At 59.2% G+C, this 21,633-nt stretch carries 15 protein-coding genes and 1 pseudogene; all 16 read left to right on the top strand.

All coding sequences use genetic code 11. From position 1 onward, the window contains the following. The first annotated feature begins 3 nt into the window (after positions 1–3). The 16 genes and pseudogenes from ETEE_RS12260 (at position 4) to ETEE_RS12185 (ending at position 21,623) form a co-directional block, all read left to right on the top strand. The gene (locus ETEE_RS12260) at positions 4–426 is read left to right on the top strand and encodes an acyl-CoA thioesterase (protein ID WP_012847695.1); all 423 of its coding nucleotides are present in this window, start codon (positions 4–6) and stop codon (positions 424–426) included. Next, the gene (locus tag ETEE_RS12255; protein WP_034171850.1) at positions 423–1,028 is read left to right on the top strand and encodes an outer membrane lipoprotein carrier protein LolA; all 606 of its coding nucleotides are present in this window, start codon (positions 423–425) and stop codon (positions 1,026–1,028) included. The genes ETEE_RS12260 and ETEE_RS12255 overlap by 4 nt, the downstream gene beginning before the upstream one ends. Further along, positions 997–3,318, top strand: a complete 2,322-nt coding sequence (locus ETEE_RS12250; protein WP_034171851.1) for an MMPL family transporter — start codon at positions 997–999, stop codon at positions 3,316–3,318. Before ETEE_RS12255 ends, ETEE_RS12250 begins: the two co-directional genes overlap by 32 nt. Next, positions 3,315–3,899 carry a DUF3261 domain-containing protein gene (locus tag ETEE_RS12245; protein ID WP_034171852.1) on the top strand — a complete coding sequence of 195 codons (585 nt, stop codon included), beginning with the start codon at positions 3,315–3,317 and terminating at the stop codon, positions 3,897–3,899. Before ETEE_RS12250 ends, ETEE_RS12245 begins: the two co-directional genes overlap by 4 nt. A 1-nt stretch (position 3,900) precedes the next feature. Beyond that, positions 3,901–5,070 carry a beta-ketoacyl-[acyl-carrier-protein] synthase family protein gene (locus ETEE_RS12240; RefSeq protein ID WP_034171853.1) on the top strand — a complete coding sequence of 390 codons (1,170 nt, stop codon included), beginning with the start codon at positions 3,901–3,903 and terminating at the stop codon, positions 5,068–5,070. Continuing rightward, positions 5,067–5,543, top strand: a complete 477-nt coding sequence (locus tag ETEE_RS12235) for a hotdog family protein (RefSeq protein WP_034171854.1) — start codon at positions 5,067–5,069, stop codon at positions 5,541–5,543. The genes ETEE_RS12240 and ETEE_RS12235 overlap by 4 nt, the downstream gene beginning before the upstream one ends. Beyond that, complete coding sequence (locus ETEE_RS12230) at positions 5,540–6,271, top strand: 3-ketoacyl-ACP reductase FabG2 (protein ID WP_034171855.1); 732 nt, start codon at positions 5,540–5,542, stop codon at positions 6,269–6,271. Before ETEE_RS12235 ends, ETEE_RS12230 begins: the two co-directional genes overlap by 4 nt. Beyond that, complete coding sequence (locus tag ETEE_RS12225) at positions 6,268–7,497, top strand: beta-ketoacyl-ACP synthase (RefSeq protein ID WP_034171856.1); 1,230 nt, start codon at positions 6,268–6,270, stop codon at positions 7,495–7,497. Before ETEE_RS12230 ends, ETEE_RS12225 begins: the two co-directional genes overlap by 4 nt. A gap of 1 nt (position 7,498) precedes the next feature. Further along, on the top strand, positions 7,499–7,708 hold the full coding sequence (locus tag ETEE_RS12220) for a hypothetical protein (protein WP_034171857.1): 210 nt from the start codon (positions 7,499–7,501) through the stop codon (positions 7,706–7,708). A gap of 677 nt (positions 7,709–8,385) precedes the next feature. Continuing rightward, entirely contained in the window at positions 8,386–9,951 is a 1,566-nt protein-coding gene (locus tag ETEE_RS12215) for a ShlB/FhaC/HecB family hemolysin secretion/activation protein (RefSeq protein WP_225865196.1), read from the top strand. 55 nt (positions 9,952–10,006) lie between these two features. After that, complete coding sequence (locus ETEE_RS12210) at positions 10,007–17,635, top strand: two-partner secretion domain-containing protein (protein ID WP_051905091.1); 7,629 nt, start codon at positions 10,007–10,009, stop codon at positions 17,633–17,635. 320 nt (positions 17,636–17,955) lie between these two features. Then, entirely contained in the window at positions 17,956–18,519 is a 564-nt protein-coding gene (locus ETEE_RS12200) for a hypothetical protein (RefSeq protein ID WP_174434935.1), read from the top strand. A gap of 3 nt (positions 18,520–18,522) precedes the next feature. Beyond that, positions 18,523–18,777 (top strand): hypothetical protein, encoded by a 255-nt coding sequence (locus ETEE_RS21315; RefSeq protein ID WP_071881912.1) that lies wholly within the window; start codon positions 18,523–18,525, stop codon positions 18,775–18,777. A 149-nt stretch (positions 18,778–18,926) separates the two neighbouring features. Further along, a pseudogene (locus ETEE_RS22415) lies at positions 18,927–19,046 on the top strand (VENN motif pre-toxin domain-containing protein); the annotation flags it as partial. A gap of 520 nt (positions 19,047–19,566) precedes the next feature. After that, positions 19,567–21,363, top strand: a complete 1,797-nt coding sequence (locus ETEE_RS21920) for a VENN motif pre-toxin domain-containing protein (RefSeq protein ID WP_338031713.1) — start codon at positions 19,567–19,569, stop codon at positions 21,361–21,363. Then, positions 21,360–21,623 (top strand): hypothetical protein, encoded by a 264-nt coding sequence (locus ETEE_RS12185; RefSeq protein WP_034171866.1) that lies wholly within the window; start codon positions 21,360–21,362, stop codon positions 21,621–21,623. Before ETEE_RS21920 ends, ETEE_RS12185 begins: the two co-directional genes overlap by 4 nt. The last annotated feature ends 10 nt before the right edge of the window (positions 21,624–21,633 follow it).

The raw sequence follows: 21,633 nt of genomic DNA, 5'->3' as shown, positions 1-21,633 counted from the left end.
AGGGTGCTGAGCGATCCCCGCTTTACCGCCGAAGTTGAGCTGACCGTCCCATTTCACGACGTCGATATGATGGGCGTGGTATGGCACGGCAACTATTTTCGCTACTTTGAGATCGCCCGCGAGGCGCTGCTGAACCAGTTTGATTACGGCTACCGGCAGATGAAAGCCTCCGGCTACGTCTGGCCGGTGGTCGACACCCGGGTGAAGTACCGCGACGTGCTGACCTTTGAGCAGCGTTTTCGCGTGCGCGCAACGCTGGAGGAGTTTGAGAACCGCCTGCGCATCGGCTATCAGATTTTCGACGCCGCCAGCGGCAAGCGCACCACCACCGGCTACACCATTCAAGTGGCGGTGGAAGAGCAAAGCCGGGAGATGTGCTTCGTCAGCCCGGCGATCCTGTTTGAACGTATGGGAGTCACACCATGAGATTCTGGCCCGTTATCCTGCTGCTAGTGAGCCCGTTCGTCAGCGCCGTCACCCTGGACGACCTGCAGCAGCGTTTTACCGAACAGCCGGTGGTGCGCGCCCATTTCGAGCAGACCCGGACGATTAAAGGGCTGCCTCAGCCCCTGCGATCGCAGGGCGAGATGCTGATCGCCCGCGACACCGGCCTGCTGTGGGATCAGAAAACGCCGTTCCCGATGCGGCTGATGCTCGATGACACGCGGATGGTACAGGTGATCAATCACCAGCCGCCGCAGGTGATCACCGCGGAGGATAACCCGCAGATGTTCCAGTTTAACCATCTGCTGCGTGCCCTGTTCCAGGCCGACCGGAAGGTGCTGGAGCAGAACTTCCGCATTGATTTCCAGGATCGGGGCCAGGGCCGCTGGACGCTGCGTCTAACGCCTGTCACCACGCCGCTGGATAAGATCTTCGCCACTATCGATCTGGCGGGAAACACCTATCTGGACACCATCCAGCTGAACGATAAACAGGGCGATCGCACCGATATCGCGCTCTCTCAACACCAACTGACGCCCGCAACGCTGACCCATGACGAACGCCAACGCTTTGCCGCCCAATAAGGCTCGCCGCCCGGCGCTGCTGTGGGGAATACTGTGCCTGGCGCTGCTGGGCACCCTGCTCGCACTGCTACCGCAGTCGCGCATCAACAGCAGCGTGCTGGCAATGCTGCCCACGCACGCGTTGGGGACGCTGCCCCCGGCGCTCAACGACGGTTTTATGCAGCGCCTCGATCGCCAGCTGGTATGGCTGGTAAGCCCGGGGAAAACGGCCGATCCCAGCGTGGCGCAGGCGTGGCTTAACGCGCTGCAAAAATCGCCGGCGCTCCGCGGGGTGAAGGGGCCGCTGGACGCGGCCGATCAGCGGGCCTGGGGCGAGTTCTTCTGGACTCACCGCAACGCGCTGATCGACAGCGCCACCCGCGCGCGCCTGCAAAACGGCGGCGAAGCGCAGGCGCAGTGGATCCTGGCCCAGATCTACTCGGCGTTTTCCGGCGTGAGCGGCAAAGAACTCAGCCAGGATCCGCTGATGCTGATGCGCGGATCGCAGCTGGCCATGGCGCAGAACAGCCAGCGCCTGCAGCTGAAGGACGGCTGGCTGATGACCCAGGACGAGGACGGCCGCTACTGGTATCTACTGCACGGCGAACTGGCGGGCAACTCCTTCGATATGCAGCAAACTCACCGGCTGGTGACGACGCTGAACACGCTTGAGCGCGAGCTTCAGGCCCGCTATCCCCAGGCGCGGCTGCTCGCGCGTGGGACGGTGTTCTACAGCGACTATGCCAGCCAGCAGGCCAAACGCGATATTTCGACCCTCGGCATAGCGACCATTCTGGGGGTGATCCTGCTGATTGTGATCACCTTCCGCTCCCTGCGCCCGCTGCTGCTGTGCCTGATCTCCATTGGCATCGGCGCACTGGCGGGCAGCGTCGTGACGCTGCTGCTGTTTGGTGAGCTGCACCTGATGACGCTGGTGATGAGCATGAGCATCATCGGCATTTCGGCTGACTATACGCTCTATTACCTTACCGAACGGATGGTCCACGGCGCAGAGAATACGCCGTGGCAAAGCCTGCTAAAGGTACGCAGCGCCCTGCTGCTGGCGCTGCTCACCACCGTTGCCGCCTACCTGATCATGATGCTGGCGCCCTTCCCCGGGATTCGCCAGATGGCGGTATTCGCGGCCGTCGGCCTGAGCGCCGCCTGCCTGACGGTGCTGCTCTGGCACCCGTGGCTCTGCCGCGGGCTGCCGGTGCGTCCGGTACCCGCCATGGTGCCGCTGCTGCGCTGGCTGGCGGCCTGGCGACGCGACAACCGGCTGCGCATTGGGCTGCCGGCGGCGCTGACGCTGCTCTCCCTCGCCGGGCTGGCGCAGCTGAAAGTCAATGATGATATCTCGCAGCTACAGGCGCTGCCGCCGTCGATCTTGGCACAGGAGAAAGCCATCACCCGCCTGACCGGACAGAGCGTCGATCAGAAGTGGTTTGTGGTTTACGGCGATACGCCGGAGCAAACCCTGACGCGCATGGAGGCCTTTATCCCGGCGCTGGAGGCGGCGCAGCGCGACGGGATACTGCAGCGCTACCGCAGCGTGCCATTGAACTCGCTGGCGCGTCAGCAGCGGGATCTTCAGCTGCTGCGCGAGGCGGCGCCGACGGTCGAGCATACGCTGCAAAGCGCCGGGCTCAGCGCCGTCGCGCCGGACCTCAGCCCGATGACCGTCAGCGTCGACGCCTGGCTGCAAAGCCCGGCCAGCGAAGGCTGGCGCCTGATGTGGCTGACGCTGCCGAACGGCGCCAGCGGGGTGCTGATTCCGGCGGACGGCGTCAGCGACAGCCATGCGCTGGCGGCGCTGGCGGCGAAGCAGCCCGGCGTGGCGTGGGTCGATCGTAAGCTGACCTTCGATGCGCTGTTTGCCGAGTACCGGATCCTGCTGACCGGGCTGCTCGGCGTGGCGCTGGCGGTGATCGCCTGCGGCGCGGTGGCGCGGCTGGGCCTGCGCAAGGGGCTGATAAGCCTGGTACCATCGGTACTGTCGCTCGGCTGCGGGCTGGCCGCGCTGTCGTTCAGCGGCCATTCGCTAAACCTGTTTTCGCTGCTGGCGCTGGTGCTGGTGCTTGGCATCGGCATCAACTACACCCTGTTCTTCAGTAACCCGCGCGGTACGCCGCTGACCTCCCTGCTGGCGATTACCCTTGCGATGCTGACCACCCTATTAACCCTTGGCATGCTGATCTTCAGCGCCACCCAGGCTATCAGCAGTTTCGGCTTCGTGCTGGTGAGCGGTATTTTCACCGCCTACCTGCTCGCGCCGCTAGCCATGCCGGACAAAAAACGGGAAAAACGATGATAACCTCTCCCTTCTGGCGCGCCGTCGCCCTGCTGGCTGCCTTCACCCTCGCAGGCTGTAGCCATTCGACCCCGGAACGCCAGGGCCGCCCCCAGGCCTGGCTTGAGCCGGGCGCACGCGTAACGCTGCCAAAGCCGGGGATCGCCCCGGCGGTCAACGTGCAGCAGCTGCTGACCGGCAGCTTTAACGGCAAGACCCAGTCGCTGCTGGTGATGCTCAACGCCGACGATAAAAGGCTGACCCTGGCGGGGCTCTCCTCCGTCGGCATCCGCCTGTTCCTCTTGACCTACGATGAGACAGGGCTGCACACCGAACAGTCGATCGTCGTGCCGCAGCTGCCGCCGGCGAGTCAGGTGCTGGCAGACGTAATGCTGAGCCACTGGCCGATTAGCGACTGGCAGCCGCTGCTGCCAAAAGGCTGGACCCTCATCGACAAGGGTGATAAACGTGAGCTGCGCGATGCCCGCGGCGCGCTGGTGACGGAGATAACCTATCTGCAGCGCAAGGGGAAACGCGAGCCTGTCAGCGTTGAACAGCACGCCTTTAAATACCACATTACCATTCAATATCTGGGTGAGTGAGATGATCTACATTTCTGCCATCGGCATGATTAATGCGCTGGGCAGCAACGCCGCAGAAGCGGCGGCCAACCTGACCCGCGGCGTCGCCCCGGGCATGCGTCCGCGCGCAGGCTGGCTGCAGGGCTTTCCTGACGCGGTGCTGGGCGGCGTGGACGCCACGCTGCCGCCGATCCCCGACCGTTTTGCCGCGCACCGCTCGCGCAATAACCAGCTGCTCCTGGCCGCGCTGGCGCAGATCCAGCCGCAGGTGGATGACGCCATCGCGCGCTACGGTCGCGATCGCATCGCCGTGGTGATGGGCACCAGCACCTCGGGGCTTGACGAGGGCGACACGCACGTCAATCTATCGCTGAACCGGCAACCGAGCCCGCACTGGCAGTATCCGCAGCAGGAGCTGGGCGATCCGTCGCGCTTCCTCAGCCGCTGGCTGGCGCTGGAGGGCCCGGCGTTCACCCTTTCCACCGCCTGCTCATCCAGCGCCAGGGCCATCATCAGCGGCCGGCGCCTGATCGAAGCCGGGCTTGCCGACGTGGCGATCGTCGGCGGCGCGGACACCCTGAGCCGGATGCCGATCAACGGCTTTAACAGCCTGGAGTCCCTCTCCCCCACGCAGTGCCAGCCGTTTAGCCGCGACCGCTGCGGCATTACCATCGGTGAAGGCGCAGCGCTAATGGTGCTCACGCGCCAGCCGCAGCCAATTGCGCTGCTGGGCGTGGGAGAATCCAGCGATGCCTGGCATATCTCGGCGCCGCATCCGCAGGGAGAGGGGGCGATCCGGGCGATTACGCAGGCGCTGAGCGACGCCGGACTGCGGCCGAACGACGTGGGCTATATCAACCTGCACGGCACCGCCACACCGCTCAACGATCAAATCGAAGCTAAGGTGGTGCACGACCTGTTTGGCGAGCATATTCCATGCAGCTCGACCAAACACTTAACCGGACATACGCTGGGGGCGGCGGGGATCACCGAGGCGGCGATCGCCGCGCTGATTCTGCAAATGCGGCTGCCGCTGCCGCCGCAGGACTTCAGCCGCGGCGAGATTGACCCGTCGCTGCCCGCCTGCGGGATCCTGCGCGAGGCGCAGCCGCTGGCCCGGCCGGTGATCCTGTCCAACTCGTTTGCCTTTGGCGGTAACAACGCCAGCATTTTGCTGGGGAGCGTATCATGAGCCACTATCTGCCCCCCGCCCACTATCTGCCGCACGACGCGCCGATGCTGCTGCTGGAAGAGGTGGTCAACGTCACAGACAGCACGGCGCACTGCCGGGTCACCGTCAGCCGCCGCGGCGTGCTGGCGCCGTTTGTCGATACCCACGATCAGCTCCCCGGCTGGTATGCGCTGGAGCTGATGGCGCAGACCGTCGGCGTATGGTCGGGCTGGCACCGTCAGCAGGTCGGTGAGGCGTGCATTGCGCTCGGCATGGTGCTCGGCGCGCGCGAGCTAGTGTGCGCCGCAGGGGGGTTTCCGGCCGAGACCACGCTGGAGATAGCGGTGAAGCTGCTGATGCAGGATCAGCGCTTTGGCAGCTTTGAGTGCACCATCAGCGCAGAGGGCGTCCCGCTCGCCAGCGGACGCATCAACACCTTTCAGCCGACGACTGAAGAATTAATAACGCTTTTTAATAAAGGGGATAGCGCATGAGTCGCTCAGTACTGGTCACCGGGGCCAGTAAAGGAATTGGACGTGCGATTGCCCGTCAGCTTGCCGCCGACGGCTTTACCGTAGGCGTTCACTACCACCGCGACGAAGCGGGAGCACAAGAGACCCTGGCCGCCATTCAGCAGGCGGGCGGCAGCGGGCGCCTGCTCAGCTTTGACGTCGGCCACCGCGAGCAGTGCCGCGAGGTGCTGGAGCAGGAGATCGCCCGGCACGGCGCATGGTACGGCGTGGTCAGCAACGCGGGCATCACCCGCGACGGCGCGTTTCCGGCCCTGAGTGACGACGACTGGGACCGCGTGATCCATACCAACCTCGACAGCTTTTACAACGTCATTCACCCGTGCATTATGCCGATGATCGGCCTGCGCCAGGGCGGGCGTATCATTACCCTGTCGTCGGTTTCCGGCGTGATGGGCAACCGTGGCCAGGTGAACTACAGCGCGGCGAAGGCGGGGATCATCGGCGCCACCAAAGCGCTGGCAATTGAGCTCGCCAAGCGCAAAATCACCGTCAACTGTATCGCGCCCGGGCTGATTGAGACCGGGATGATCGCGATGGAGGAGAGCGCGCTGAAAGAGGCGATGGCGATGATCCCGATGAAACGCATGGGTCAGGCCGATGAGGTGGCCGGGCTTGCCGGCTATTTAATGTCTGACATTGCGGGCTACGTGACCCGACAGGTCATTTCCATCAACGGAGGAATGCTATGACCCGTCGCGTGGTGATTACCGGAATGGGCGGCGTAACCGCCTTTGGCGAGAGCTGGGATGCCGTCTCCCGCCGCCTGCTCGGCTATGAGAATGCGGTGCGTAAAATGCCGGAGTGGCAGGTCTATGACGGCCTCCATACCCTGCTCGGCGCACCGATCGACGACTTTATCCCGCCGGCGCACTATACCCGCAAGCGCATTCGCTCGATGGGTCGCGTTTCGCTGCTCTCGACCCGCGCCAGCGAACTGGCGCTGGAGCAGGCCGGGCTGATCGACGATCCGGTGCTGACCAACGGTGAAACGGGGATTGCCTATGGCTCCTCCACCGGCAGCACCGGCCCGGTGAGTGAGTTCGCCACCATGCTGACCGAAAAGCACACCAACAACATCACCGGCACCACCTACGTGCAGATGATGCCGCACACCACGGCGGTGAATACCGGGCTGTTCTTCGGCCTGCGCGGACGGGTGATCCCCACCTCCAGCGCCTGCACCTCCGGTAGCCAGGCCATCGGCTACGCCTGGGAAGCCATCCGCCATGGCTACCAGACCGTGATGGTGGCGGGCGGCGCAGAGGAGCTCTGCCCTTCAGAAGCGGCGGTGTTCGATACGCTGTTCGCCACCAGCCAGCGTAACGACGAGCCCAAAACCACCCCCTCCCCGTTCGACCAAGGGCGCGACGGGCTGGTGATTGGCGAAGGCGCGGGAACCCTGGTGCTGGAGGCGTTAGAGCACGCTAAAGCGCGAGGCGCGACCATCTACGGTGAAATCGTCGGCTTTGCCACCAACTGCGACGCCGCGCACATCACTCAGCCGCAGCGCGACACCATGCAGATCTGTATGCAGCAGGCGCTGAACATGGCCGGCCTTAGCGCGCGCGATATTGGCTACCTTTCCGCCCACGGCACCGCCACCGACCGCGGCGATATTGCGGAAAGCCAGGCCACCGCGGCGATTTACGGCGATAGCGTGCCGATCTCCTCACTGAAAAGCTACTTTGGCCACACGCTGGGCGCCTGTGGCGCGCTGGAGGCCTGGATGAGTCTACAGATGATGCGCGAAGGCTGGTTTGCGCCGACCATCAACCTGACGCAGCCGGACGCACAGTGCGGCGCCTTGGACTACATCATGGGAGAAGCTCGCCGCATTGACTGCGAGTACCTGCAGAGCAACAACTTTGCCTTCGGCGGGATCAACACCTCCATCATCATTAAGCGCTGGGCGTAGCATGTCGCATCCGGCGGATCCGACCAGGGAGCGTTTCAGCGCTGCCGGCGCGGATCCGCGCGGCGCCGTCGGGCCGACCTGGCGCGAGCGTCTCTCCGGAGCGTCTTGCCCTGCCGCGCCGCCGGATATCTCCCGCCATAAAAACGGCCAACCGGCGTTTGCGGCCGCGATGACGCCGCGGCGTCACCTTAGCCCCGGCGACCAAGCGTAAATGAGAGAGGTGCCGCCCGCGCTTTTCCGGCGCCGTTTATCGCGATCGACGTCGCTTATCGCGTTAGATGGCCGGCGCGGATCCCGTCTGAACATTGCCGAGATCGCAGGGTGCTCAAGCGGCGGGGTTTATATCCCCTAGCCCGACGAGAGACCGCTATATTTCTGGAGTATAGCGGGCACAGCCACCATAATTAAAATAAACTCACCGAACATATTACCGCCCCCCAATCCGCGACGCCCGCCATTATTCCCCGACAATGGCCTCAAGTAATATCAAAAAATTATACCCACCATATAATAGATATGTTTTTATAATGCGATAAGTCTGAAAAAGCGTCGACCCATTGCATTTTAACGCCAATTACTTATTAATAATTCCAGTCATCACCGGCCAGCGTTTATTTCATTAGCTACTCAGCGCAGATAATAATGTAAAACGCTTCCTCTTATCACTAGAATAAATATAACTAACGATAAATGCAAAACTCATATTCCTATTGTCTTGGCAAAACACCTCGCCCTCGAATGGCTATAAAAGCCAGGCAAAACATTTTATTTATTTCTGCAATTGCACAGGCATGCGCCTTTTCATCTCAGGCCGCGCCAATAGCAGCGCCGCTGACGGGGCAGCCCTTTATCCACCAACAGCAGCGTCAGCAGGCGCTTGAACAGCAGATGGCGCCGGTGGCGCCAGATATCCACCTGGCGCCGCCGACGTTGCCCGCCGTTAACGGCGAGTTTCCGCGTGAGACGCCCTGCTTCCCTATTTCGCAGGTTCATCTCAGCGGCACCGAGGCATTACCCCACTGGCTCCCCTTAGCCCGCCTCGCCAATCAGGCGATCGGTCATTGCCTGGGTGTGCAGGGGATTAACCTGCTGATGTCCACCCTACAAAACCGCCTTATTGACCACGGCTGGGTAACGACCCGTGTGCTGGCGCCGCAGCAGGATCTGACGCAGGGTACCCTCGCGCTGGCCGTGGTGCCAGGGCGCATACGTCAGGTGCGTTTTACCGAAGATTCGGATGACTATGCAACACGCTATAGCGCCATGCCTGCCCGTGAAGGAAACGTGCTGGATCTGCGGGATATCGAACAGGGGCTGGAGAATTTACAGCGTTTGCCGAGCGTCGACGCCACGGTGGCGCTGCATCCCGGCAATCAGCCGGGGGAGAGCGATATCGTCATTACCCGCAAACAGAAAAAAATGTGGCGGGTTAATCTGTGGGTGGATAATACCGGCACGGAGAGCGCCGGAAAAAACCAGGGAGGGATGATGTTAGCCCTGGATAATCCGCTCTCCCTCAGCGATCTGTTTTATGTCACCGCCACCCGGGACCTGCTGTTTACGGACGCGAAAGCATCGACCAACTACAGCGCGCACTATTCTGTACCGTTCGGTTACTGGCAGCTGGTATTCACGGGGAGTAAATATGATTACGTCCAAACCGTGGCGCTGCTCAATGGCGATGCGCGTTATAAAGGGCGCAGTGAAAATATCAATATGCAGCTCAGCAATGTGCTGTATCGCAACACCTCGGGCAAAACGACCCTGAACTATGGCGTGGATCTGCGCCAGACCCGCAACTTTATTCAAGAGACTGAAATTGAGAGCCAGAAACGCCGCACCAGCAGCTGGCGAGTAGGAGTGACGCACCGACAGTATTTCGCCTCTGCCATTCTGGATGTGGGCGGGAGCTATCAGCGCGGCACCCGTTGGTTCGGCGCCATTCCCGCGTTTGAGGAGTACCGCGCTCGAGACGGCGAAGACTATGCCACCGCACTCTCCCGTATTTTACAGCTCTCCGCATCGCTGACGCTCCCCTTCTCGGTGAGTGAACAGCAGTTTCAGTTACACAGTGAATACCTGCGCCAGCTGAGCGCGACGCCGCTGACGCCGCAGGATCAGTTTTCCATCGGCAATCGCTGGAGCGTGCGTGGTTTTGATGGTGAACGCACGCTGAACAGTGACGACGGTTGGTATCTGCGTAACACGCTATCTTGGCAGACCCCGCTGCCGCAGCAGCAGCTGTATATCGGCGCAGATTACGGCCGGGTGGACGGCCATAACCGCAGCGAACTTATCGGGCAAACCCTTGCCGGCGGCGTGATCGGCCTGAGGGGCGGCTATTACCCCGCGGGGCTTTCATATGATTTTTCTGTCGGCACGCCGCTGTCCAAACCGGACGGCTTCAAGACGGACAATGCGGTCGTTAATTTTTCGGTGAACTGGCAGTACTGACGGAGACACGTGATGACTGTGCCGATGACCAAGCTGAAGATGCAGGTGATAACCCATGAATAAACGCTGCTATCGTGTCGTTTTTAATCACTCCCGCCAGATGATGATGGTGGTATCCGAGTTAGCGAAAAATCATAGCGCGGATAACGCCCGGGCGCCGCGCGGCGTGGATACCCCATCGCTGACGGCCGTCATCTCCCCGCTGCGTCTGACTACGATGCTGCTGCTGGGCTGGATCGCCCTGCCCGCCAGCGCCGGCGGTATTGTGGCGGACGGCGCGGCGCCCGGCAATCGGCAACCGTCCGTGCTCTCCACCGCCAACGGTACGCCGCAGGTGAATATTCAGACCCCAAACCGCGATGGGGTATCCCACAATCACTACCGCCAGTTCGATGTCGATCGCAAAGGTGCCATCCTCAATAACAGCGCAATCCATACGCAGACGCAGCTGAGCGGCATGATCACCGCCAACCCGTGGCTGGCAAAAGGCGAGGCGAAGATCATTCTCAATGAGGTCAACAGCGCCAACGCGAGCCAGCTCAACGGTTTTATTGAGGTGGCGGGCAGGCGGGCGGATGTGATCATTGCCAACCCGGCCGGGATCACCTGCAGCGGCTGTGGCTTTATCAATGCCGGGCAGACCACGATGGCCGCCGCGCAGGCGCTGCTGGAGCAAGGGCGAGTCGCGGGGTTTGCGGTGGACAAAGGCCAGATTGCCATCACCGGCGGCGGCATGAACGACGCGCAAAGTGACTACACCCGACTGATCGGCCGCGCGGTGGAGGTCAACGCCAAGCTGCATGCTCAGGATCTGACCATTACCACCGGACATAATATCACCGATGCGCAGGGCAACGTGGTGAGGAAAAGAGAGCCAGAGGGCGACGTGCCCGCCTTTGCGCTGGATGTCGCGGCGGTCGGCGGCATGTACAGCGATAAAATTAAGCTGGTCGGCACGGAACATGGGGTTGGCGTGCGTAACGCGGGCATCATCGGGGCACAGGTTGGCGAACTGAGCCTGAGCGCCGACGGTAAATTGCAGAATAGCGGCATTCTTACCGCCGCCGCGGACCTGAAGGTGACGCTGACGGATAGCGTCACCAACGCGGGCACCATCAGCGCCGGGCGCGATATTCAGCTGAAAACGGCCGGGGATATGGATAACCGGAAACAGCTCCTCGCGGGGCGCCATATCACCTCTGACAGCCGGGCGCTGAATAACGCGATGGGGGCCGTTGTGGCGGCCGGCGTCGATCAAGACGGCAGGCTCTCTCGGCGCGGCGATCTCGTTCTGAACGCCGCGAACGCGGCCACCCTGAACGGGCTGCAGCTCGCGCATGACCATGTGGCGGTATCGGCACAGGCTGCCTCACTGCAGGGCAGCCACACCGCCGCCGCCGCCGTCACGCTGCGCTCGGCCACTCGGCTGGATCTGCAAACTGCGACGGTGACCGCCGCCGACGCACTGACGGCGGCGGCGCCGGACGGAATTGATAACCACAGCGGCAGGCTGAGCGCCGGCGCACTGACGCTGAGCAGTAGCAGGCTGGACAACACGCAGGGGCAGATTATCCAGATAGGCGCAGAGGATCTGACGCTGACGCATAAGAACGGGATAATCAATAACGGCGGGACGATCGCCGCCAACGGTCGCGATCTCACGCTGAGCGCAGACAGGATCGATAACCGGCGCGGGCGCATTCAGCACGCCGGTGACGGCGCTGTCCGCATCGCCACAGCGGATTTTAACGGCCAGGAGGGCGAGATGCGCTCCAATGGAAACCTGATAATGAAAGGCGGGAGCTATCAACTGGATAACAGTGAAACGTCCGCTCGCGGTATCAGCGCGCAGATCCATTCTCTGTCACACCGCGCCGGTACCCTGATACAGCGAGACAGCGGTGCGCTGACATTGGCCGTACGGCACACCCTGGACAACGCACAGGGGGTCATCGCTGGACAAAGCGTGACGCTCAGCGCCGACGCTCTGCACAATCAGCACGGAAGAATTCAAGGCAGCGCGGCTACGCGGCTGACGGTGACCGAGAAAACAGATAATCACGGCGGAGAGATCCGCGCGGGCAGGCAGCTAAGCGTCTCGACCCGCGAGCTGGACAACACGCAGGGCATCACGGCCGGCGATGAAAAAGTGCGCCTTACCACGGAGCGCCTCACCAATACGCAGGGCACGCTGATGGCCGGTCAGACGCTGACCCTTCACAGCGGAACACTCAGCGGTGACGGGAATATCCTCTCGTCCGGCGATATGGCCCTGACGCTGAATGATCGGTTCAGCAACCAGCACACTGTGCAGGCTAACGGCAGCCTGCTGATCGCAGCACATCAGGGCATTCAGAACGCAGCGCAGATCCAAGGGGGAACAGCGCTAACCATCGAAGCCCCCTGGCTGATAAATACCCGCGACGCCGAAATCAGCGCCGATCAGGCCACGCTGAGCGTACGCAATGCCCTCACTAATATCGGACTGATTGACGGCATCAAGACGCAGATTAACGCCGGCACCCTGAACAATGCCGCCTCAGGCCGGCTCTACGGTGATGATATTGCGCTGCAGGCCGCGCTGATTAATAACACCGCCGCCGCGGATAAATCCCGCTCGGCGGTAATCGCCGCCCGCAGCAGCCTGAACATCGGCAGCGCGACCCTGAATAACGCGGGAGAGAGCCTGATTTATAGCCAAGGGCTGCTGAATATCGGACGTAGCCTAGATGCCAATGGCCGCGCCACCGGCAGCGCAGATCGCTTCAACAATATGGGCGCCACCCTCGAGTCGCAGGGAGATATGACCCTGAATATCAGGGAGATTAACAATATCAATACCAACCTGGTAACCCAGATTGCCGAAATCAGCCGTCAGCAGCGCCACGAGGGGGTTCTGAAAGGATACACGCAGCGTTTTGACTGGAAGGATATTGATATCAGCCATAAAAATAAATATGGCGTCCATAGCGCAGTGATGCCAGACGGCAGCAGCGATGACTCGTTTTACGAATATAGATATACCCGGGTTATTCAGGAAACGCAGGTGATAAAGACGGAGCCCGGGGTTATTCAGTCCGGTATGACGCTGACCATCAACGGTGACACGCTGATGAATCAGGACAGTCGCGTTATTGCAGGCGATCTGCTGATAGCGACGATCCATGACCTGCGAAACAACGCGACGCCGGGCGTCCATATTGTGACTGACGCAGGAACCCAGACCCGCTGGTGGCCCAAAAAGACAAAGCGCCCCCTCGCCGGAACAGAAACATCCCAGGGAAAGGAGAGCGGAAACTACTCCCCTCCCCCGCTGACCACATCTATCGACCTTGCGGTGCAGAAATGGGAGGCCAATGCACAGACCGACGTTCAGACGCGGGACAGCGGCGGACGCACGCCGCTGGCCATCACCACGCTCCCGGTAATGTCTGCGACGGACGGTGCGCAGGTGGAGGCGGTGATCCGCAGCGCGAATCCCCCGTTGACCCTGCCAAAGAATAACCTGTTTAGGGTGCAGCCGGGCAGCGACAGCCAGTACCTGGTAGAGACGGATCCGCGCTTCACCAACCACAAAACGTGGCTGGCGACCGATTACATGCAGCAGGCCATGCTGAGCGATCACCAGCAGATGCACAAACGCCTGGGGGACGGCTACTACGAGCAGAAGCTGGTCTCTGAGCAGATTGTGACGCTGGCCGGGCAGCGTTATCTGGGCGATTACCGCAGTGACGAGGAGCAGTTCCAGGCGCTGATGAATAACGGTATCACCTTTGGCAAACAATTTAATTTGACCCTGGGTACGGCGCTGACCGCAGAACAGATGGCGCTGCTGACGAGCGATATCATATGGCTGGTTGAGCAAACCGTGACACTGGCGGACGGCAGCAGCGAAACGGTGCTGGTGCCGCAGGTTTATGCCCGGCTGAAGCCGGGGGATTTAGGCGCCGACGGCGCGCTGCTGTCCGGTAAAAATACGCGGTTTACCGTTAACGATCAGCTCGTGAACAGCGGCAGCATGCTCAGCCAAGCGGCGCTACGGGTAAGTGCCGGGGATATCCTCAACCAGGGAACCATCAGCAGCAATGAGACCCTGCTCAGCGCGCAGCGTAGCCTCAGCAACATCGGCGGCACGCTTATCGGCGGCAGCGCCCTGACCATGAATGCGGAAAATATCCGCAGTGAAACGACCCTGACGGGAACGGAGGACAACCGACACCTCAACCGCATTGCCGGCGTGTATATACAGAACGACGGCGGCCAGCTAACGATGAGCGCAACAGACTCCGTCACGCTGACTGCGTCAGATATTCAGAGTCGGGGCAAAGACGCTAAAACCGCCATTAGCGCCGGCGGCGACATCACCCTGGCGACGGTGACCACCACTCGCACCGAAAACAGCGACTGGGGCGCGGATAACTATCGCCGCCTCAGCGAGCAGGCCGACGTCGGTACACAGCTTCTCGGCGGGAGCATCGCCCTCAACGCCAGACGGGATATCGCGGCCACGGCGGCGACGGTGGCGGCGGATAGCGCCCTGACGGCCGCGGCGGGTCGGGATATAACCCTAAAATCTGGGACGGTGGCGACCGATTTGGTTGAACATAGCCAACAGCACAGTAAAGGTCTCCTTTCGGCGTCGTCGCTGGAAACCCATGACGAGGTACAGCGCCAACGGGCGGCCGGCAGCCAGCTCAGTGGCCACACCGTTACCCTGCGCGCCGGAGATAACCTCACGACCGAGGGCAGCCAGGTGATTGCGGACGGCGACCTGAGCGCCCGCGCGGGCAAAAATATCACCGTCACCACCGCGGATGAGCTGCGTAACGAGGCCCACCTGCGCGCAGAGAGAAATAGCGGGCTGATGGGCTCCGGGGGCATCGGGTTTACCATCGGGACACGTTCCCTGACACAGACGACGGACAGCCACAGTCAGCAGCACCAGGGCAGCACCCTGGGCAGCACCGGGGGCGATGTCACCCTGAGCGCCGGTGAAAATCTTACGCTGCACGGCAGCGATGTGATCGCGAAGAAAGATATCAACCTGACCGGTCAGTCCGTTACGGTAAGCGCAGCGGAGAACACCCACACGGAGCTGACCAAAACCGAGCAGAAGCAGAGCGGGCTGACGCTCGCCCTGAGCGGAACGGTAGGCAGCGCGCTGAATACCGCCGTACAGACGGCGAATCAGGCGAAAGAGACGGATGACAGCCGGATTAAAGCGCTGCATTCGATCAAAGCGGGACTATCCGCGGTTCAGGCAGTACAAGGCGCGCGCCTGGCTGACGCCTCTCAGGGCGACAGCGGCGCATCCATCGGGATTAACCTCTCCTTCGGCAGCAGCGCCGCCAAGTCCGAAACCGAAACCCGCCAGACCACGGCGCAGGGCAGCGGCGTCAGCGCCGGTAACAACCTGAGCGTCAGCGCAACCGGCAAAGCCCCCGACAGCGGCAATATTGCCGTCACCGGCAGCGCGCTACAGGCCGGCGGCGATATTGCGCTCGATGCCCAGCATGATATCACCCTGCTATCGGCCCAAAACACCCAGACGGTGGACGGCAAAAACAGCAGCCGGAGCAGCAGCGTGGGGGTCGGGATAACCTTCGGCTCCAACGGCGTGGGGTTCAATGTCAATGCCAGCGCCAGCAAAGGCAAAGGGTTTGAAAAAGGCAACAGCCACTATGCCACGGATACCACGGTGAGCGCGGGCAACACCCTGACGCTGAACAGCGGTAATGACACCACCCTGAAAGGGGCGCAGGTACAGGGGGAGAAAGTGGTGGCGAATGTCGGCAATAATCTGACCCTACGCAGTGAGCAGGCGATTGATAACTATGAAGCCAAGCAATCCAGCTTCAGCGCCGGGGGGAGCATCGGCTTCGGCAATGGCTCTCTGAGTATCGCCGCCAGCCGCGATAAGATGCACAGCGACTATGCCTCGGTGGAGAACCAGACCGGCATCTTTGCCGGTAAAGGCGGCTTTGATATCACCGTGGGTAATCATACCCAGCTGGACGGCGCGGCCATTGCCAGCGCGGCCGGTCAGGAGAACAACCGCTTAGATACCGGAACCCTGGGCTTTGCCGATATCGACAACCGCGCTGAGTTCAAGGCGCAGCACCAGGGGTTTGGCCTTAGCTCCGGCGGTAGCATTGGCGGCCAGTTCGCGGGCAATATGGCCAATAGTCTGTTGGCGGGTGCCAACAATCAGGCGCGCGCCCGCGGCACCACCCAATCGGCAATCGCCGACGGCGCGATCGTCGTGCGCGATCGGGCCAACCAACAGCAGGATGTCGCCGGATTAGCGCGCGACACGGAGCGGGCGCACCAGCCTCTCTCCCCTATCTTCGACAAGGAGAAAGCGCAGCGGCGCCTGCAGCAGAGCCAGCTGCTCGGTGAGATTGGCAATCAGGTGGCCGATATTGCACGAACAGAGGGCGAGATCGCCGGGGAAAAAGCCCGGCGTGACCCAACGGCCCTGGATCAGGCGCGCACCGCGCTGGCGGCCGGCGGTAAGCCGTTTACCGAGCGGGATGTAGCGCAGCGGGCGTATAACACCGGCATGCGCGATTCCGGGTTTGGCACCGGAGGGCAATACCAGCAGGCGATTCAGGCGGCCACGGCGGCGGTACAGGGGCTGGCGGGCGACAACCTGCAGGCGGCGCTGGCGGGCGGCGCGGCGCCGTATATTGCCGAAATGGTGAAAGCGATGACCACCGATCCGCTCAGCGGAGAGGTCAATAAGGCTGCCAACGTGGCGGCCCATGCGGTGGTAAACGCGGCGCTTGCCGCGGCACAGGGGAATAACGCCCTTGCCGGAGCCGCGGGTGCGGCCACCGGCGAAATCGTCGGCATGCTGGCCACGGAGATATACCAGAAACCGGTCGCTGAGCTCAGCGAAACCGAGAAACAGACCGTTTCAGCACTGGCCACCGTTGCCGCCGGACTGGCCGGCGGTCTGGTGGGCGACGCGGGTGCCTCCGCGCTCGCCGGCGCACAGTCGGGTAAGACGACGGTGGAGAATAATCTGCTGGGTGGCAGTGAGTGGCTTCAGACCGATAAAGCCAGGGGACATGGTGCGGATGTCCTCTCCTGTAGTGGTAATCCTTCCGGTGAAGCCTGTAAGCGGGGGCAAGCTGAAAATAAAGCTTATGCAGCCGCATTAGCGACAGGTAGCGTTGCCCTTTTACCGGGTGGTGCTCAGGCTTTATGGGGATTAGGGGCTGGTGCTAATGCAGGCATCAACTATCTGGCTGATGGAACTATAGATCCAACGACAGCAATTATCGGTGGCTGGGTTAATGTGATCAGCGCAGGAAATGGTGTTGTAGGTACAGTTGGCTGGAATGCGGCTGGAGGTGCATTAGGAAACTGGCTCGAAGGGAAAGACCCAACATCCGGGGCGTTGATCAATGGTGCCGGTTCTTTCGCAGGTTATGGCATTGGTAAAGGTCTTTCATGGGGCGTTAATACTGGTGCTAACTGGCTGAAAGGTGGATGGGATCCGAAGTTTAATCTGACTTTGCAAAAGTATACTGATATTAAAGGAGATTTAGGGCTTTCAAAAGAAATGACTCCTAGTTATTTCCCAGGCATAGCTGGCGATATCGGTGGTAGCTTGGGTTCAGAGCTCAGTGGGAAGTTTATAGAGCAGAAATCCTCTCAGGAGGATGGCAGAAAATGAGAAAACAAAATGCTTTTCTGCATCTGGCTATTTTTATCGTATTAAATATTGTGTCTATTTTTTTAACATCAATTACTTTATACGTAGCAGGGGAGATGTTCTTCTACTTTTTCAAAGGGATACCAATAAATTTTACTAAAGAAAATATATTTTTGCTTTGTAAGATTAGTTTCAGTGTCGGAAGCTTTATCGGGGGCGGGATGTGGATAGCTCGGTTATTGAAATTAAAAGGCTTCTAAGTTGTTACTGAAAATAACTCGCTCAGTCTGCCATCGGGGCTGATGGACTACGGACAGGCATCGTCCTCACTGGGGCAGTTTATGGCGCAGAATGGAGCTTCAGCGGCAGAGATAGCCCAGGCACAAAGTGAGCTGGCGAGAGGACTGGGAACTGGTGCACCGCAACCCGCTACTGAGTTGGTGAAGAAATGGGCATTGATGATGAGTACCGCAGCCACCATGGGAACCGGTGCAGCCGTTGGCGCTGGAGCCGCCGCTACCGGTGGTGCCATCGGTGGTGCAGCGAATATCAGTACTCAGCTTACGATGAATGGTGACAAGCCATTTAGCTATACTGATGCGTTGATCGCGATAGGAACCGGGGCACTGACACAAGGTAAAGGTCCGGTGCTCACTGGAGGGATTAGCGTTGGTGGTGCCTATGTTGGCAGTACGCTCAAAGGAGAAGATCCAACTAATGCGATGATCGGGGCCGGGGTTGGTGCTGTCGTTGGCGCAGGAACCGGTAAGGTTGTTACTGATAAATTACAACCCATTACATCAGATAAGGCTGCTGATTTGATTGGTACAGGAATCGGTTCTATGGGAGCTGAGGCTTCTGGAAGCATGGCTCAAGATTTGTTGAATAAGAAGAATCAGGAGTGATAGATGAAACTTATTCAAACTGTTGGTCTTCGATTATTATACTTTTTGATAATTTATTGTGTTTGTATTTCTACAGGAATTATATTTTTTATTAGACTGCTGATTACTTGTATTTATTTCTATAAAAATGGTCTTTTTGAGTTTGATTGGGTACTTAATGTTATCTACTCAGTAAAAATGGGACTCTCCGGAGGGATTCCTTTGGGTATAGGTTGTTGGATTTTATCTAAACTTGATGAACGTAAGCGCTTAAGTTGAGAATAATTTCCTTGCGCCACAAATCATGCCTAAAGGCATGATGGATATCGGTCAGGCTGCTTTAACGTTAGGGCAATTTATGGCCCTGAATGGCGCGACAGCAGCAGAGATAGCACAGGCGCAAAGCGACTTGGCGAAAGGCCTGGGAACTGGCGGGAAACACTGCGCCGTATATTGCCGAAATGGTGAAAGCGATGACCACCGATCCGCTCAGTGGAGAGGTCAATAAGGCGGCCTATGCGGTGGTAAATGCAGTGTTGGCCGTGGCTTTAGAATTTAATTTTGCAGAAATCTTTTCAACTTCATTGAAAAAGCTGAGTCATTGGATTGACTCTCGGCATCGGTTTATGGATAAAATCTAGACTATAAGAATATCAAATAGAAAATAACTCACGCACATCAATTATTGGGAGGTAATAACTAACTACGTTATAAGAAAGCCCGACCATTGGATAAAAGACTGGTCGAATCTAAGGCTTCTGACAGAGATTGTAAATCTGTTATCCAGAAGTATCTGGATATCATAGAATCTGGCATATTTTCAGAATACGATGCGCTACGATTGAGTCACTATTTATTAGTATCTCTAATGACACGCAAAATAATAAAGATAAATTATACACTCCTATATACCAATACGATATCACAATAAGACAGCCCAATGAAAATGCTGTAGCATTACTCCTCATGCAAACCTACTCATTAATTAAAATATCACAATAAGATAGTGTTGCTTCTTTATTAGTATAATACAAGTAGTGCTCAATAAACGTAGAGTACTCTGTCATGGTGAAAAAGGAAAAGGCTCAAGACAATAACCGCTTAGATAGCGGAACCCTGGGCTTTGCCGATATCGACAACCGCGCTGAGTTCAAGGCGCAGCACCAGGGGTTTGGCCTTAGCTCCGGCGGTAGCATTGGCGGCCAGTTCGCGGGCAATATGGCCAATAGCCTGTTGGCGGGTGCCAATCAGAATGAGCGCGCCCGCGGCACCACCCAGTCGGCTATCGCCGACGGCGCGATCGTCGTACGCGATCGGGCCAACCAGCAGCAGGATGTCGCCGGGTTAGCGCGCGACACGGAGCAGGCGCACCAGCCTCTCTCCCCTATCTTCGACAAGGAGAAAGCGCAGCGGCGCCTGCAGCAGAGCCAGCTGCTCGGTGAGATTGGCAATCAGGTGGCCGATATTGCGCGGACAGAGGGCGAGATCGCCGGGGAAAAAGCCCGGCGTGACCCAACGGCCCTGGATCAGGCGCGTACCGCGCTGGCGGCCGGCGGTAAGCCGTTTACCGAGCGGGATGTAGCGCAGCGGGCGTATAACACCGGCATGCGCGATTCGGGGTTTGGCACCGGAGGGCAATACCAGCAGGCGATTCAGGCGGCCACGGCGGCGGTACAGGGGCTGGCGGGCGACAACCTGCAGGCGGCGCTGGCGGGCGGCGCGGCGCCGTATATTAGTGAGATAATCAAGCAGAGCACCCCGGACGGCGCGGGGCGTGTGGCGGCCCATGCGGTGGTAAACGCGGCGCTTGCCGCGGCGCAGGGGAATAACGCCCTTGCCGGAGCCGCGGGTGCGGCCACCGGCGAAATCGTCGGCATGCTGGCCACGGAGATATACCAGAAACCGGTCGCTGAGCTCAGCGAAAGCGAGAAACAGACCGTTTCAACACTGGCCACCCTCGCCGCCGGACTGGCCGGCGGCCTGGTGGGCGACGCGGGGGCTTCCGCGCTCGCCGGCGCACAGTCGGGTAAGACGACGGTGGAGAATAATTTCCTTGGGACAAAATCGTCCAGCAAGCTAGATAAAATTATCGAAAAAATACAGCATGGTGATAAGACGTTAGCGACGGCGAAAGAGTTACTTCAATTAGAAAACGCAGACAAACGGAGTGACATACTTATCGCAAAGTTTGTGTCAGATCCTACCCAACTGAATAGCGCTGAACGAAGCGAATTAGCTGGTTATCTGCGTATTTACGCCGCAGAGATGGAGACGGAATATGGTACAGGTGTTGCTCAGGAGCTAGTCAATGGATTGCTTTCAGGGAGCGACTATCTAAAACGAGGCCCAGACTCTGATGTAATGGCTGAGGCGCAAAATATAATGAGGGCATGGGGATATCATAAATCCAATGCGAGTATTGGGGACCCTATATTGGCATTTGGGACGGGGCCGTTGGCAAACTCAATTAAGGCTGGTGTGGTGACCAATGCGGCGATAGGTGTGGGTGCAAATACAGCCGTTCAACTTGGTGGTAAAGATCCGTTTAACTATGTTGATGCGATACTTGCCGGTGTTACCGCCGCAGCAACCACGGGAAAAAGTATAGGCGCTTCTACGGCTATTAACATGGGCGGGGCTGCTGTGGGGAGTGCTGTTAAAGGTGAGAATCCTATTGGCTCAGTGATTGGGGCGGGGGCTGGCTCATTGGCGGGAGGTAAGGCTGGGCAAGCGACTTCGGGTGCAATCGGTCAGGTAGTTGATAAAGCTACTTCTGATCTAGGAGGCGCAGTAGTAGGTTCTGTCATATCTGAGGCAGTTGGTGGTTCTGTAAAAGAAGAAATAGATAAAGCAGGTAAGAAATGATTAAATTTCAAAGGGCGAGTATTTCATTATTGATTTTTTTTGTTGTTTATTGGTCTTTAATTATTTCCTTGACCATCTTTTTCGCTGTATTGGGTGTTGCGGTATTCTTTTTTTTAACGAATGGTAATGCTTTGAATTTTGATTGGTTAGCTCAAGGTATCTCGGCGGTAAGAAAAGGAGTCTCGGCTGGTACTGTTCTGGGTATCGGCATTTGGGGTAAAGCTAAAATGGAAGAAAATAAACGTAAAAAATCAGAGTGAAAGTGGAGAA

The sequence above is a fragment of the Edwardsiella anguillarum ET080813 genome (assembly GCF_000264765.2).
Classification (GTDB): domain Bacteria; phylum Pseudomonadota; class Gammaproteobacteria; order Enterobacterales; family Enterobacteriaceae; genus Edwardsiella; species Edwardsiella anguillarum.
Note: the sequence above shows the minus strand (reverse complement) of the source record. Positions and strands in the feature narration are given on the sequence as shown.